Source organism: Nostoc sp. (genome assembly GCF_035638895.1).
In the GTDB taxonomy this organism is placed as follows: Bacteria; Cyanobacteriota; Cyanobacteriia; order Cyanobacteriales; family Nostocaceae; genus Nostoc.
On sequence record NZ_DASQZC010000345.1, the window covers coordinates 19,966 to 34,220 of the forward strand.

The window sequence follows — 14,255 nt, forward strand, 5'->3', positions numbered from 1 at the left end:
GTTGATGGATCTGTTGGAAATGTTAAAGCTGGGAAAATGAGACTTGATTCAGATTTTTTCCAAGCGTACTACTGCATTATAATCAGGTACGCCTTCAAGCGATCGCTTACTTTTATCTAATAGCACATTCCCTTCTGGCCAATGTACTTGCAAGTTTCCTGACTGAATTGGCGCAATGTAGACTTGACACAATAACTCGCCTAAATCATTCTTAAGAATGACGCGATCACTATCTTTTAAACCCAAGTGTGCAGCATCAGCAGCATTCATTAGCACCGCCTCTCGCATCGCCCCAGTAATTGCATCCTTGCGTTCCTGCACCATACTATTAAATTGTTTGCCTCGGCGCGTTGCTAATAAAAAATAACCCTCTGGTAACTCTCTTTGGCGTGGTAATAATACCCCAAAATGTGCCTTTCCATCTGCTGTAGGGAAATTCCAGCCAAAGCACAAATGTGATCCACCATATTGAAACTGATCGCCAGCCTGCTGTAAGTGTTGAATACCAGCATATTGCGGGACAACTTGAGCAATTTCTTGACGGATCGCATCTGTGTCAGCAAAAGCCAGCTTATCTGCCAAATCTGGTTTTACCCGCTTTGCCAATTCTAAAAAGACTTCCCACTCAGGACGCGCTTCTCCAATGCGCGGCCCCGGAATTTCTGGACTGAAAATTACCCGGCGTTCGGTATTAGTTTCTGTAACTCCCCCTGGTATTTCGTAGCGAGTTGTCGCAGGTAAAAGCACCACAGTATCAGCAGGTTCCACTAACATTTGGCTGGAGAGAACAATATCTATATGTACCCGCAGGGGTATTTTCTTCAGCGCCGCTTCCACATAATCTGGTTCTGGCAGTACTTCTAAAAAATTCCCGCCCACAGAAACCAACACATCCAAATCCCTCTGATGTGCGGCGTTAATCATTTCTGGAGCAATTAAACCTTTAGTTGCTGGCACATCAAAGCCCCAATGTTGACTCAATTGGGCAGCGTTTTCTGGGGTGATAGGTTTACCACCAGGAAATACCGTCGCGTAACATCCCATCTCTGCACCACCCTGTACCCCAGAGTGGCCGCGAATTGGCATTAAACCGCAGCCTTCCCGACCGACAAAACCTTTGGTGAGAGCTAAGTTAATAATACTTCGCACATTATCTTCACCGCATTCATGCTGGGTAATGCCCATACTCCAAACAAATACGGCTTTATTAGCTTCTTTGACCATTTTGGCAAAAGCGTACATTGACTCGCGGGATGTTCCAGAAAGCCGCTCTAATTCTTCCCAAGATTGATTTTCTAACGATTCTTTGAGTTCAGCAAAGCCATCTGTGTATAAATCTATAAATGACTGGTCTACCCAGTTGTTAGCAATTATATGTTTAATAGTGCCATTCAAAAATGCTATATCCCCGCCCATGTTGATTAAGAAGAAGTCTTCGGCAAACTTTGTACCGAAAACGGCGCTTTCTACAATTGAGGGAACCCAGTAACGCTCCATTCCTGGTTCGCGGTAAGTATTAATAACTACAATCTTTGTGCCAGCTTTTTTCGCATAATGGAGATATTTGACGGTAACAGGCTGATTGTTAGCAACATTAGAGCCAATGAAGACTAATAAATCAGTTCCAATCCAGTCTTTATAAGAACAAGTGGTAGCCCCTGCACCAAGAGAAGCTTTCAGTCCTGCTGTACTGGGGGAATGGCAAATGCGGGCAGCATTATCAATATTATTGCTTCCCATTGCTCGGACAGCTTTTTGGGTAGCATAATAAGTTTCGTTGACAGTACCACGACTGGTAACATAGAAACTTAGGCGATCTGGTGTGGTGGAACGGATGCGATCGCTAATTACTCCTAAAGCTTCATCCCAACTCACACGCCGAAAGCCTTTTTCCCCTCGTTGACGAATCATCGGGTACGGGAGTCTTCCCAAGTCGCGTAATTGGGCACTTTTTTGCTTTTGTAACTGCGAAACATCCGCCAATAGCACAGGGTCAAAAGCTGGCATAGTATTCATCTGCAACAGCCGCAACCGGACATTGCAAAGATGAATACCGTCTAAAGTCCAATCTTTCATCCCGGTTGTTCCAAGAGCGCAACCATCGCAAACACCTTTATCGAGGATATTCCATGCGTAAGGTAGTTTGTCACGAGATAGCCAGATTGCCCGAAATACCTCCCAAAAATTGTTGGGATACTGTTCGCCAATGCCAAAAGGTTTCCAACTTGCCCAATTTGAAGGTGTCCAGTGCTTTTTGGGTTTAGGTAGCATGATGCAATGTGTAAGTTGCTGGATTCTCTTAGGCTATCGTTTTGATTACGAAATGAGTAGCAGACAGTAAAAGCTGCTTTTGTTTGCTAAATATACCAAAATGAGACATAAAAAGCTGCTTTTGCTTGCAGAATATACCGAAATGAGACATAAAAAGCTGCTTTTGAGAAACAAAAAGCTGCTTTTGCTTGCAGAATATACTGAAATGAGACATAAAAAGCTGCTTTTGAGAAAGCAATTGCAGATTTTGCTTATTGAATTTAGTCAAAATATGAAGTTCAGGTAAGCTATTAAAAGTATTTTTTATAATTTCTATGTTTAAAATCGGGGATTTGAGCAGCAACCTTTGTTTAACATTAAACAGTATTGCTTTTTCAGACGCTATGAAAAAATTAACAAATGCACTTAATCGTTAGAAATGCCCACGTATGATAGGGTCTGGCTCCCAGTTATAGAAAATTAAGGTTTACAGTGTTTTTTCACGCAATCAAGTAGGAGTATTTTCTAAATTTTTAAAGCAGTAGTTCAAATTGATAAGTTTAAATTGATGGCTGGTTATCGCCTTGGAGTCGCTAACGAAGATACAATACTTTGGGGTTTGATTACACGTTTTACAGGTTTTGTGATTCGTATTCTTCACAAATTCTTACAGCAGCTTCTAAATATCTATCTAGTAAATGATGATCTGATATATCAGGTAATACTAATTCAACAGCCGCAGTAGTTTCCATTACTCCACCATGCACTTCTCCATCTTCTTCTGCATATTTAAAAGCTGATATAGAACCCCACAGTCGAGCTATGGCAGTTTGAACTTCTTCCCTCTCAGGGAGATACCATATTTCTCTACTAATCTCAAGACACTGTGAAGGAGTTAAAACATTTTGTTCTTCCATTAGTTGCTGAATATATTTATCAAGCTGGAAAAACTTGTCTGATTTTATCTCAGATGAATATATTTGTATACATTCTATTGCCCATTTGATGGCTAAACTATAGTGATATTTTTGCAATTTGTTGGCAATTGGATAAGCCCAAAGTATTTTTTTCTGCGCTATGGTTTGTTTGACATTTTCTATTATTTGTTTCATAACTGTAACTCTAAACCGCGATCGCGCAAGAAAGGTGGGCATTCGAACCTCAAGAAATGCTTGCAGCACAATAATTTCCGTTTTAATAAAACAGCGTTTCTTACTTTTTACCTAATCACTAAATTGATTTGGATTTTCTGTGCCTACTTAAAAATCACGAAATTCCTTGCCGTGCCATACCCGTAAGACAAATATAGTATCTGACTCACGAAGATAACGAACCACGTAGTTTCCAGCTATCAGCTCACGAACATTTTCTAACTCTGGGACAGGACGGCCTATGTCTGGATAAAGTACGAGTTTTCCTATGGTCTGCCTAAGCCTAAGCGATACTCGCTCTGCTGCCTGCGGATTGTTTTGGGCAATGAACTCTCTTAGCCGTACTAAGTCCTGCACCGCACTAACAGAGAACTGAAGCTTCATATCTTCGGTGCACTAGCTTCGGTGGCGGTTCCCCAGGTTTCAAGCCACTTCATAACTTGATCACCAGAAACGACCCTTTGTGCTTGAATATCTGCGATCGCTTCAGTTGTCTCTTCAAGCATTCTAAGTTTTTGCTCCTCCCGTGCAATGTACTGCCGTAGAGCGTCGTTGATTATCCAGCCTTTCGTCCGTTGCAGTTTCGTTGCGGTCACTTCGAGCTTCTTTTCAAGGTCATCATCGAGCCTGAAACTTGTGGTACTCATACCTTGCCTGGTGATAATGCGTTATACTGCATTGCATTATAGCGAGAAAATCGCCTGATTAAAAGAGTGAAGATTACTCAACACTTGTCAGCGCCTCCAGTTGTGCAAGCAGTTTTTCTATTTGTTTGCGTTTTTTTGGGTCTGATCAAATGCGCGATTTTTTAAGTTTGGTAACGGGGAGAAGAACCTCTACAGACACCTGGGGATGGAGTTTCCCGTCGCTTTCAATAAAAATCCCTGCCAAAGTTGGCAGGGATAGTAGTTATGAGCTAAAGGTTTTCTGCTAACTGCTAACAAAATCTTTGTGTGCAGCGACAAGCATCTGAGCTTGCCTTAAAACGTTTCCGAATAAATAAAAAGGAATCTGCCAAGCTGCAACGGTAACTTCTTTTACTATATCCTGTACACTAATTGCGATTAATTCATGCTCTGGCGGCTCTCCTTCAACAGTACCAGACCAAGTAAAAGCTAATAAGAAATCATCGTCTCCAGGCAAAGATGCAATCAAACATTCTTCTGGTGTTGGCTGGCAAATAATTCCATAATCATTTGCAAGTTCTACTAATCTTTGAAATTTGTTTCCGTTTGTCATTTGTTCTTGAATGTAATTGAATCTCAGTTTTAGAAGAAATCATATTTTGAACTCCATAACTCAAGTGAGTTGCTCTATAGCATAAACTATGAATTATTAATTATTCGGTCAGAGTTAGGAGTTATTGGAGTTGAATCAGGCTTAAGTCCAAAATCTTAGCGCGATCGCTTGCTTCTATCAGCAACAATTGTTACTTTTTTAAAAAATCTAGATCACCTACTTTTTCGGTTAACCGTATTTATATACACCTCCCTTTGTACTATTTCAATATTGATGCCCTAACCTCACCCAGCCTGACAGAGTGCATTGAGAATTACCATCGCTTTTAGGAGAAGAACTGTAAACTGAAGCAGAAAAAGATGGTCATCAGATTACACTTTGGGATCACCTTGGCATAGATGTGTTCTTGTCCTGTAGCCAGTTTTAGTTCACTTAATAATTTGAGTTTGATATCACTCAATTATAAATAAGGGACTTCCAGAAATTAAATTATTCAATTTTGGGAGCGACTATTGATCGCTAGATTCTTCCTCCCCTGCTTCCCCTGCGCCCCCTGCTCGCCAAAGCGTACCCTTTGGGGAAGCAAGCTACGCGTAGCGTCTCGCAGGGATGGGATATTTTTTTAGTTGGAAGTCCCTAATGTGGTAATGTCTGCTGACAACATGCTGGGTATTTACGCAATTGCACCTCTTTTTGCGAGAGGCTAATCAATACTCCTATAAATACTTTTATCACTGCATATTTACCTGCAAAATAGTTTATTTTACAGGTACTTCTTGATTAAGGATGACTATTGTTTTATCATCTTAAGGCAAGAATAAATTATATTGACCGCCAATGCCACAAATTTCACAAATTGTTATAGAGAGTTTTATTGGTAGTTATCCAGCAATTTGAATGTTAATATTTGCATCTTTACAAGTATTTTCGTAAATTGAAAATTTACTAGCCACTAACGATGATTGATTAAATTTAGTTAAGATTATCATTCTGATGCTAATCGGGTCAGGAGATTAGGTACAGGAAAGGGACGGTTTTGCAAAATTTTAAATTTACTAACGCTTGCATCATAAGCAAAGACTTCACCCGTTTCTATTTCATAAATCCAGGCATGAAGAGTAAGTTCATTGCTATGTAGTTTAGAGCGGATTATTGGGTATGTTTCTAGGTTTTCTATCTGAGTTAATACATTTTGCTCAATCGCAATTTTTAATAGTTTATCGCTGGGAGAATCCTTATAGTTGTCTAAGACAAGGCGGCGAGTAGCTTCACCGTAATGCTTTAACCAGTCATAAACTAAAGGCATTTGTTGAGCAAGGCTACCTATTTGTAATAGCCCTTTCATTGCTCCACAGTGGGAATGACCACAGATGACAATAACTTTAATATCAAAACCTTGGACAGCATATTCTATGCCTGCTCCTTCGCTGTTATTCTGTGTTCCATAAGCAGGAATTATATTACCAATATTACGGATAACAAATAATTCTCCTGGTTGACTTTGAGTAATTAAACATGGATCGATGCGCGAGTCAGAGCAAGTGATGAATAATACTTCTGGGTTCTGAGCGTGGGAGAGTTGTTCAAACAACTCCCGATGTGTAGGAAAATAGTTGTCATGAAACTCATTTAGACCTTCAATTATACGTGTAATAGACATAGTTCAATTTTTCTCATTAAAATATATTCAGCTTTAAATTCATCCTATAGTTCAGTGATTTTACGTATAAAATCTTCTGGTATTAAGATGGAAGAATAAAGGCTTACTTCTAGGAAGATCGAAGAAATAAAATGCCCTACCTCTTTGAGAAGACACTCGAAAACTGGCTAATGCGATGAAGAGGGGCAAACACTCGTGGTAAAATCCCCTGTAAGAGTGCTGCCTCACTGTATCAAAGATATTTTGCCTACATCACTGACTATCTACTTTGCCGCTTTCGCCTGGAAGCAAAAGCTAGGATTATAGCATTTTGTTAGCGGAAACTAGCGTACAAAAGTAACTTTATTAAAGTTATTTAATGTGCAATCCATTTGGCATCAGAGAGAATACATACTCCTCCAAATTTTTTGAGAAGAGGTTTTATAGCGCTTACCAGTTTATACTCTGACTATTCTGTATATACACTTAATACATATCCATTTATAGCAATCCGATTTGATTTCTGAATCACTCGTAAAGGTAAGGGACTGGGGACTGGGAAGAAGGAATAAAGATGTACTGAGTTTTGTTCAAAAATTAAATATGAGTCCTATATAAGCGCCTGTGTCTCTAAATAATTGATGACTTTGCTATTGACAGTAAATACAAAATATGAATTATGAATAAGGTTAAAAACCACATATTTCGTAAGGCCACTGCCCCTTTTGGTCAGAATATGGCAATATATAAAGTTGTAGCTAACCGCCTACGTAGAGGTTTAACGTGGATACCATTGCAATTCCTGCTCTAAATCGGCCAGTGGATGCCACGGTAGAAATTCCTGGTTCTAAAAGTCTTACTAATCGGGCGTTGCTTGTCGCAGCTTTGGCACAAGGTGACTCCCTTTTAGAAAATGCTTTATTTAGTGAAGATAGCGAGTATTTTGCCAAATGCGTAGAACAATTGGGCATTCCCATTACGCTAAATCCTAATCTGGCACAAATTCAAGTGGCGGGAAGAGGAGGAGACATTCCAGCTAAACAGGCAGATTTATTTGTGGGTTTGGCAGGTACAGCAGCACGATTTATCTCGGCGCTGGTAGCACTGGGAAACGGCGAATATCGCCTAGATGGTGTTCCCAGGATGCGAGAACGGCCGATGGGCGACATGCTGACAGTGCTGCAAACGGGTGGAGCAACCGTTAACTTTGAGGGAAACTCTGGGTTTATGCCCTACACCGTCTATAGCCAGGGATTCACTGGCGGAAATTTTCGGTTGAAAGCTAACCAAACAAGTCAGCAACTTTCGGCATTGCTGATGATTGCGCCTTATGCTCAACAAGATACGAACATCCAGGTTGAGGGGACATTAGTTTCTCAATCTTACGTCAAAATGACCTGTCGTCTGATGGCAGATTTTGGCGTGGAGGTGATTCAAATCGGCGATAATCAATTTCAGATTAAAGCGGGTCAACGTTACCAAGCTCGACATTACACAGTAGAACCCGATGCGTCAAATGCTTCTTACTTTTTTGCCGCCGCCGCCGTCACGGGTGGACGGGTGCGCGTCAAACATTTGACCAAACAATCCTGTCAGGGTGATATTCTCTGGCTGAACGTTTTAGAACAGATGGGTTGTCAAATTAAAGATTCAGATGATTATACGGAAGTGACGGGGCCGAAGCAATTGCAAGGCATCGATATTGATATGAATGATATATCGGATTTGGTGCAAACATTAGGAGCGATCGCGCCCTTTGCCAGTTCACCGATTACCATTCGGAATGTGGAACATATTCGATATAAAGAAACCGATCGGATTAAAGCTGTGGTAACAGAGTTACGTCGGCTAGGAGTCCAGGTTGAAGAATTTCCAGATAGACTGAAAATTGAGCCTGGCCCCGTTACCCCGGCGGCAATTGAAACTTATCACGATCATCGAATGGCGATGGCTTTTGCTGTCACTGGCTTGAAGGTTCCAGGGATTGTAATTAAAGATCCTGGCTGTACAGCGAAAACTTTTCCAGATTACTTTACCCGATTTTTTCAAATGTTAGAACAATAAAAAATTAGTGCCGCAAGGCGGAAGTCAAATGGTGGAAAACAAAAGTAACTTCAAAGACAATAAAAGATTGTTTTTCATTACGTTGGCTTCCTCACCCGCCTGGAACTAAAGTTCTTTGGCTTTCAGCTAAAGTCTACTGAAGTAGACTAAAGATTTTTGGCTATATTTATTCATCAAGAGATAACTTTGTTCCTTGCAGGATATGACTTTTGACTTCCGCGTTCGCGCAGCGTCCCGTAAGGAAGGGACATGACTCTGGTTTAACGCGAAAAAATTCATAGAATGCGATCGCCTACGGCGGGTACGCCATCGCAAATTTTGACATGCAATCTCGACAATTGATTTTATTTTTACCTCTAATTAAAGTCTGCTTAAACTCCTGATTCTAGAATATGGTGTCTCCAAGCAATTGGAGAGTTATTTCTTTTTCTTGAAAAGACAAAAATCATTGATTTAGATCGCTATTCTAATCCGTGATAAATACCAAGTTTGGAAAGAAGTAAGTTGGAAACCAACTATTTCTATACTTTGCAGTGTGCATTGGTTACAGAAGTTTATGGTGAGGAAAACTGAGATGAAATTTGTTCCGCAATTAGTGCTTGCTGCTGCTAGTGTTGTTTTAGCCCTTGTGACTGTAGATGCAAAATCTGTATCTGCTGCAATTATTAATTACGCTTTCACAGTTGATAGCCCTACAAATAAGGGAAATGGCTTTTTTAGCTTTGATGACTCAACTTTTAGTAATGAAGTTAATCCGGTAGCCGCCATTAAATCACTCTCTTTCCAATTTGACGGTAATACCGTTTACACTCAACAAGATGATACAAAATATCCAGATTTCCCTGTTGTCTTTCCAGCCACATCTTCAACAGGACAAGCATATTTTGCATTAGATTATTTATTCAACGATAAATCTAATCCTTCCAGTTCTATCAGTTACGAAATCATCGGTGAGGATTTTACAGCTTTCTCTAGAACTTCTCCAGATGCTGAACTCATATCAGGTAGAGTTTCGTATACACAAGTGCCTGAATCTACACCTTTAGTTGGCGCTCTTTTTGCTTTTAGCCTGGGCTGGATGATGAAGAAAAAGGTTAAAATCTAACCTTGTTTAAGTTGATATTAACGCTTTCTTTGCCAAGCATTAATCTCTTATTAGTAGGCTTTTATGTGGCAAAAGAACATCTAACACAATGATAGCAAGAGAAAAATTGGGAATTAAAACCTGATTCTGGTAAGAGAATTGTTTACAAAGTTTGTCTACGATTTCCCTGTTTTCTTTGTGTTAGCTGTTGCTGTGTTTTAAGTTACCTGTTAGCCAGGAGTGAAAAATGGTAGATTACCGGAATTTTGAGCAGTTCCTGCACAGTCGAATGAAACGACGGAACTTAATTATCGGGGCAGGAGCATTGTCTGGTTTAGCGATCGCTAACCAATTTTCTCCTCAAAGAGTGATCGCTACAAGCAGATTTTCTAATTATCCTTTCACCTTGGGTGTAGCGTCGGGTGAACCCTATCCTACCAGCGTAGTGATCTGGACTCGTCTAGCTCCTGAACCCTTAAACGGAGGTGGAATGCCACCTGTTAATGTGCCAATTCGCTGGGAAGTAGCAACCGATCCCGACATGAGGCGCATTGTCTCCAGAGGTACGGTACTTGCAGCTCCAGAACTAGCTCATTCAGTTCGAGTTGTGGTAGAAGGACTCCAATCTAATACTTGGTACTGGTATCGTTTTCTTGTTGGACAAGACGCTAGCCCTATTGGTCGGACTCGGACAGCGCCTCTAGAAAATAGCTATTTGAGTAAATTTAATTTTGGTCTAGTCTCCTGCCAAAACTATCAGCAGGGATTCTATACCGCCTACAAATATCTAGCACAGGAAGACCTCGATTTAGTAGTGCATGTTGGTGATTACATCTATGAAGGGGGAATCTCAAACAATGGCCCCAGACAGCATAACAGTGAAGAAATTCTCACCTTAGAAGATTACCGCAACCGTCACGCCCTCTATAAAACCGATACCAATCTCCAAGCAGCTCATGCAGCGTTTCCTTGGATTGTTACCTGGGACGATCACGAGGTAGAAAACAATTACGCCAACAACATCTCTCAAGTTGATACTGAACCAGATCAGGCTCAGGCAATTTTCCTCCAACGGCGAGCTATTGCTTATCAGGTTTACTACGAACACATGCCTTTGCGCCCCTTCTCGCGTCCTTTTGGCCCTGATATGCAACTTTTCCGCCGGCTCTCCTTTGGTAATTTAGCCACCTTCCATGTCCTAGATACCCGCCAATATCGTACCGATCAGCCCTGTGGTGATGGTACTAAAGAACGTTGCCCAGAAAGCTTAGATCCGAATGCAACGATTACCGGTAAGGTGCAGGAGAATTGGCTATATGATGGTTTAAATAGTTCACAGTCCAAGTGGAATGTTTTGGCGCAGCAGGTTCCGATTGCTCAAAGAGACATGACACCAGGAGTAGGCGGAACTTACAGTATGGATAAATGGGATGGTTATGTGGCTTCGCGCGATCGCCTCATGGCTTTCCTCGGACAGCGCCGCCCTTCTAATCCAGTATCCTTGGCAGGTGATGTGCATTCCCACTGGGCAATGAACTTGAAGGCTAACTTTGATAAGCCAGAATCCGCCACCGTTGGTAGTGAATTCGTATGTTCCTCAATTAGCTCCGGTGGTGATGGAGCAGATACTAATCCCACCGTTGAAGCTTACTTACCAGATAACCCACACATTAAGTTTTTCAACGGTCAACGGGGATATGTTCGCTGTGCGCTGACTCCTACAACCTGGAAGTCAAATTATCTAGTTATGTCAAATGTCATAACCCCATTTGGCACAATTAGTAAACGCGCTTCATTTGTGGTTGAAGATGGCCGTCCAGAGATACAACAAGCTTAATCGTTTAATTCCCAGGTGTTGAAAAAGAGGCAGGGAGCAAGGGATCATTTCCCCCTGCTCCCTGCCCCTCTGCCTCTATAGCGTATCCTTTGGGGAAGCAAGCTACGCGTAGCGTCCTGTAGGGATGGTATATTTTTTTATTTGGAAGTCCCTTAGCGATCGCAGTACTAATTACCTGTAATATTTAGGACAAAAAAAATGGCTCTGCAATCAGCAGAACCACTAAAGCTTTTGCAAACCTGTTATAACTTAACGAACTGCCCCTTGAGCAGAAACAGTATCAATCGGTTTCATCAGGTACAAGCGCAATAACTGCCAGCCATTGGAGATGTAAAGCGGCAGTTTTTGGAAGATTTGCAGGAATTTGGGAGTGCTGGAGTTAGCGATCGCACCCAGCTTCTCGTTATTGCTTATACAAGTATCCAACCGTTGATAAAACTCTGGATTCTCTACATCCAGCATCAATGGGAACACTCGACCTGCGTTTTCGTTAGTCTTCTTAATTACATGGATGTCGTATTCTCGCGCATCCAATCCAAGGGTGGCATAAAAATCCTTGCGTTGGATGTCATTGAGATACATTGTCGCAAACACCGACAACAGGAAGAACCGACTCCACAGCTTTGCTTTCCAATCATTCAATATTTGCGGCTGGGATTTCATGATCGCATCAAAGAAATCGCCGTGACGGTTTTCATCCTGACACCAGTTCTCAAAGAACCGGAAGATTGGATAAACCCGGTCTTCGGGATGTGCTTCTAAATGGCGATAAATAGTGATGTAGCGCCAATAACCGATCTTCTCAGAAAGATAAGTAGCGTAGAAGATGAATTTCGGTTTAAAGAAGGTATAACTGCGACTCTTAGTCAAAAACCCTAAATCTAGGGACAGATTAAAGTCCGACAAAGCTTTGTTCAAAAAGCCAGCGTGACGTGCTTCATCCCGTGACATCAGGTTAAAACACTCTGCCAAGACGGGGCTTTTGCCTTTCAAGCGACGGCCAAGTTCTTTATACAGCAAAAAGCCGGAAAACTCAGCCGTACACGAGCGTTCTAAAAACTCAACGAACAACCGACGAGTTTCCCCGTCAATATGATCCCAGGATTGTTCAAACTCGGCATCCCGAACAAAGTGATGGCGATTGTAGTCGGTGCGGAACTCTTCAAGAATGGCTTGTAACTCGTCTTCATTGACGGAAATATCCATCCGCGCCATTTCATCAAAATCGGTAGTATAAAACCGAGGTGTTAACAGGGTTTCTTTTGCCGGGACTTTAATCCCTGGCCGGATTTCTTCAAAGCCTGGTTTTTTGAGGGAATCTACCATGTCTTGATTGCTCTTTCGTCTTTATTATCTTAAGTAGACCAGAAAGCCAAGGTTAAAGCTCTGGCAAGGCGTAACAGCCCACAATAATCCAATTGTATAAAGTTAAGTCTACCAAGGTGCGGGTTAGAAATTTGCAAGCAAAAGATTAAGAGTTGCAACAATCATTCAATATTTACGGAACCAAGAATCGCGGATTAGTAGTCAAATAAACGTAGTTCAGTAATTAGCACTGTTTCAAATAAGTGGAATAGCACGCACCTATTGTAGTCTTAAAGCACTGCTATCTCAGTAATTTTCTATAGTTGTTACTACAACATAGAAAACCCATCTTAGACAACAAGAGCAAATCCAAAGGGTTGAAAAGCAAGATGAATCTTGAAAACAATCAGCATAAAGACCGACTTCTTGTCTCTTATATCTTGTGTGCAGTCGGATTTATCGGGATGGGAGGATTGCACCGTTTCTACAATGGCAAGATTGGGACTGGTTTGTTGTGGCTGTTGACTGGTGGTGTGTTTGGTATAGGGCAGATCGTGGATTTGTTCTTTATCACCGATATGGTTAACAACTACGAACACAAGCTGAGACTAAAAGCAGGTGTATCTCCCTTCGGTGTGCCGTTGAATCAAGCAGTAGTTACCTCTCAAGTTCACCGTCCAACAGGAAACCAACTAATGATTAAACTGATTGAAGCGGCGGAAAGCAAAGGTGGTATTTTAACTGTCACTCAAGGCGTTAAATTCACGGGCGCTAGCTTTGTTGAAGTGGAAGCTACTCTTAATGAGATGTACAAATCAGGTTATGTAAAAATAGATAACGACCCCAATACTGGAGCCGTTATCTACCATTTCCACGAACTTTAAATTGTCATTTTTTCATTTGTCCTTTGTCCAAAACCCAATGACTAATGACCAATGACCAATGACTAATTTATACCTAGCCACTTTTGACCGTCCAAGCGCTGAACTAAGCCAAATACCAACAAATCGAGGGTAATTTTACGCTCATCGATTAAGAATGACTCAAGAGTACTGGGTTTTTTGCCTTCATTACAGGAAAATCCTTTTTTCCCTTGAATATCTTCTTCGGGGAAATACAAGTTAAACTGACGCTGACCTTTTTCTTTCCAACTGCCGATAATTTGCCAGCATTCTTCAGCAGATTCAAAGCCAGTGATTGGCACTTTTTGCTTGGCAAAAGACACCTGTAAATCTTGCACACCTTGTTGAGCGATCGCTTTTTGTAAAGCTGGCAAGTAGTCTTGCTCGATAAACTCTACAAATGGCTTATCTTCAACAGATGGGGCTTTTTCCTTTTTGGCGGTTTTAGCTGCGGCTGCGGGTTTTTCTCCGGTTTCTGCGGCTGCGGCGGGTTTTTCTCGCTTGGGTGATGCAGCAGCTGGTTTAGCAGCATTAGGGTTATCTTCGGGGTTTGCAGCTTTAGGGTCTGGCGCGTTAGCAGTAGGAAGGTCTGTAGCTTCCGGTGAGTCTGTACTAGGAGCGTGTTCTTCAGCCACACTGGGAGCTTGCTGGTCAACTGTGCTGGGAGCTACTTCTCCCGCTTGATTGTGATTGGTTGGGTCTGCCATTGCTCAGGTCAATCCTTTAATCTAGCTTTTGGAGCGATCGCTCACCTTGATGTATCGGGTATTTTTATTTTGACATA

General features: G+C 41.6%; 12 protein-coding genes. 4 read left to right on the forward strand and 8 right to left on the reverse strand.

Features of this window, described 5'->3' with window-relative positions; all coding sequences use genetic code 11:
- Positions 1–48: 48 nt before the first annotated feature.
- From VE944_RS16850 to VE944_RS16875, 6 genes are all read right to left on the reverse strand, one after another.
- The gene (locus VE944_RS16850; RefSeq protein ID WP_324979024.1) at positions 49–2,271 is read right to left on the reverse strand and encodes an FdhF/YdeP family oxidoreductase; all 2,223 of its coding nucleotides are present in this window, start codon (positions 2,269–2,271) and stop codon (positions 49–51) included.
- A gap of 611 nt (positions 2,272–2,882) precedes the next feature.
- A complete protein-coding gene (locus VE944_RS16855) occupies positions 2,883–3,362 on the reverse strand; it encodes a hypothetical protein (protein ID WP_324979027.1) in 480 nt (159 codons plus the stop codon).
- A 147-nt stretch (positions 3,363–3,509) separates the two neighbouring features.
- Complete coding sequence (locus tag VE944_RS16860; protein WP_324979030.1) at positions 3,510–3,785, reverse strand: type II toxin-antitoxin system RelE/ParE family toxin; 276 nt, start codon at positions 3,783–3,785, stop codon at positions 3,510–3,512.
- The gene (locus tag VE944_RS16865) at positions 3,782–3,997 is read right to left on the reverse strand and encodes a CopG family ribbon-helix-helix protein (protein ID WP_414690133.1); all 216 of its coding nucleotides are present in this window, start codon (positions 3,995–3,997) and stop codon (positions 3,782–3,784) included. Before VE944_RS16865 ends, VE944_RS16860 begins: the two co-directional genes overlap by 4 nt.
- A gap of 334 nt (positions 3,998–4,331) precedes the next feature.
- The gene (locus tag VE944_RS16870) at positions 4,332–4,640 is read right to left on the reverse strand and encodes a hypothetical protein (RefSeq protein ID WP_324979036.1); all 309 of its coding nucleotides are present in this window, start codon (positions 4,638–4,640) and stop codon (positions 4,332–4,334) included.
- 985 nt (positions 4,641–5,625) lie between these two features.
- On the reverse strand, positions 5,626–6,300 hold the full coding sequence (locus tag VE944_RS16875; protein ID WP_324979039.1) for a carbonic anhydrase: 675 nt from the start codon (positions 6,298–6,300) through the stop codon (positions 5,626–5,628).
- A gap of 762 nt (positions 6,301–7,062) precedes the next feature.
- Between VE944_RS16875 and aroA the strand changes: the two genes are divergently transcribed.
- From aroA to VE944_RS16890, 3 genes are all read left to right on the forward strand, one after another.
- On the forward strand, positions 7,063–8,343 hold the full coding sequence (aroA, locus tag VE944_RS16880) for a 3-phosphoshikimate 1-carboxyvinyltransferase (RefSeq protein ID WP_324979042.1): 1,281 nt from the start codon (positions 7,063–7,065) through the stop codon (positions 8,341–8,343).
- A gap of 574 nt (positions 8,344–8,917) precedes the next feature.
- Positions 8,918–9,448, forward strand: a complete 531-nt coding sequence (locus VE944_RS16885) for a PEP-CTERM sorting domain-containing protein (RefSeq protein WP_324979044.1) — start codon at positions 8,918–8,920, stop codon at positions 9,446–9,448.
- A 226-nt stretch (positions 9,449–9,674) separates the two neighbouring features.
- Entirely contained in the window at positions 9,675–11,264 is a 1,590-nt protein-coding gene (locus VE944_RS16890) for an alkaline phosphatase D family protein (RefSeq protein WP_324979047.1), read from the forward strand.
- Positions 11,265–11,513: 249 nt separating this feature from the next.
- On the opposite strand, the gene acsF is transcribed toward VE944_RS16890, so the two are convergent.
- Entirely contained in the window at positions 11,514–12,590 is a 1,077-nt protein-coding gene (gene acsF / locus VE944_RS16895) for a magnesium-protoporphyrin IX monomethyl ester (oxidative) cyclase (protein WP_324979050.1), read from the reverse strand.
- A gap of 368 nt (positions 12,591–12,958) precedes the next feature.
- Between acsF and VE944_RS16900 the strand changes: the two genes are divergently transcribed.
- A complete protein-coding gene (locus VE944_RS16900; protein WP_324979052.1) occupies positions 12,959–13,453 on the forward strand; it encodes a TM2 domain-containing protein in 495 nt (164 codons plus the stop codon).
- A 62-nt stretch (positions 13,454–13,515) separates the two neighbouring features.
- Here VE944_RS16900 and VE944_RS16905 read toward each other — a convergent pair whose 3' ends face one another.
- Positions 13,516–14,178 (reverse strand): DUF2996 domain-containing protein, encoded by a 663-nt coding sequence (locus tag VE944_RS16905; protein ID WP_324979055.1) that lies wholly within the window; start codon positions 14,176–14,178, stop codon positions 13,516–13,518.
- Positions 14,179–14,255 lie beyond the last annotated feature (77 nt).

Bases quoted from the DNA above. Each gene is read 5' to 3' on its own strand.
- VE944_RS16875 (WP_324979039.1), bottom strand. From the start codon at position 6,300: ATGTCTATTACACGTATAATTGAAGGTCTAAATGAGTTTCATGACAAC.
- VE944_RS16905 (WP_324979055.1), bottom strand. From the start codon at position 14,178: ATGGCAGACCCAACCAATCACAATCAAGCGGGAGAAGTAGCTCCCAGC.
- VE944_RS16890 (WP_324979047.1), top strand. From the start codon at position 9,675: ATGGTAGATTACCGGAATTTTGAGCAGTTCCTGCACAGTCGAATGAAA.
- VE944_RS16860 (WP_324979030.1), bottom strand. From the start codon at position 3,785: ATGAAGCTTCAGTTCTCTGTTAGTGCGGTGCAGGACTTAGTACGGCTA.
- VE944_RS16900 (WP_324979052.1), top strand. From the start codon at position 12,959: ATGAATCTTGAAAACAATCAGCATAAAGACCGACTTCTTGTCTCTTAT.
- acsF (WP_324979050.1), bottom strand. From the start codon at position 12,590: ATGGTAGATTCCCTCAAAAAACCAGGCTTTGAAGAAATCCGGCCAGGG.
- VE944_RS16850 (WP_324979024.1), bottom strand. From the start codon at position 2,271: ATGCTACCTAAACCCAAAAAGCACTGGACACCTTCAAATTGGGCAAGT.
- VE944_RS16870 (WP_324979036.1), bottom strand. From the start codon at position 4,640: ATGACAAACGGAAACAAATTTCAAAGATTAGTAGAACTTGCAAATGAT.
- VE944_RS16855 (WP_324979027.1), bottom strand. From the start codon at position 3,362: ATGAAACAAATAATAGAAAATGTCAAACAAACCATAGCGCAGAAAAAA.
- VE944_RS16885 (WP_324979044.1), top strand. From the start codon at position 8,918: ATGAAATTTGTTCCGCAATTAGTGCTTGCTGCTGCTAGTGTTGTTTTA.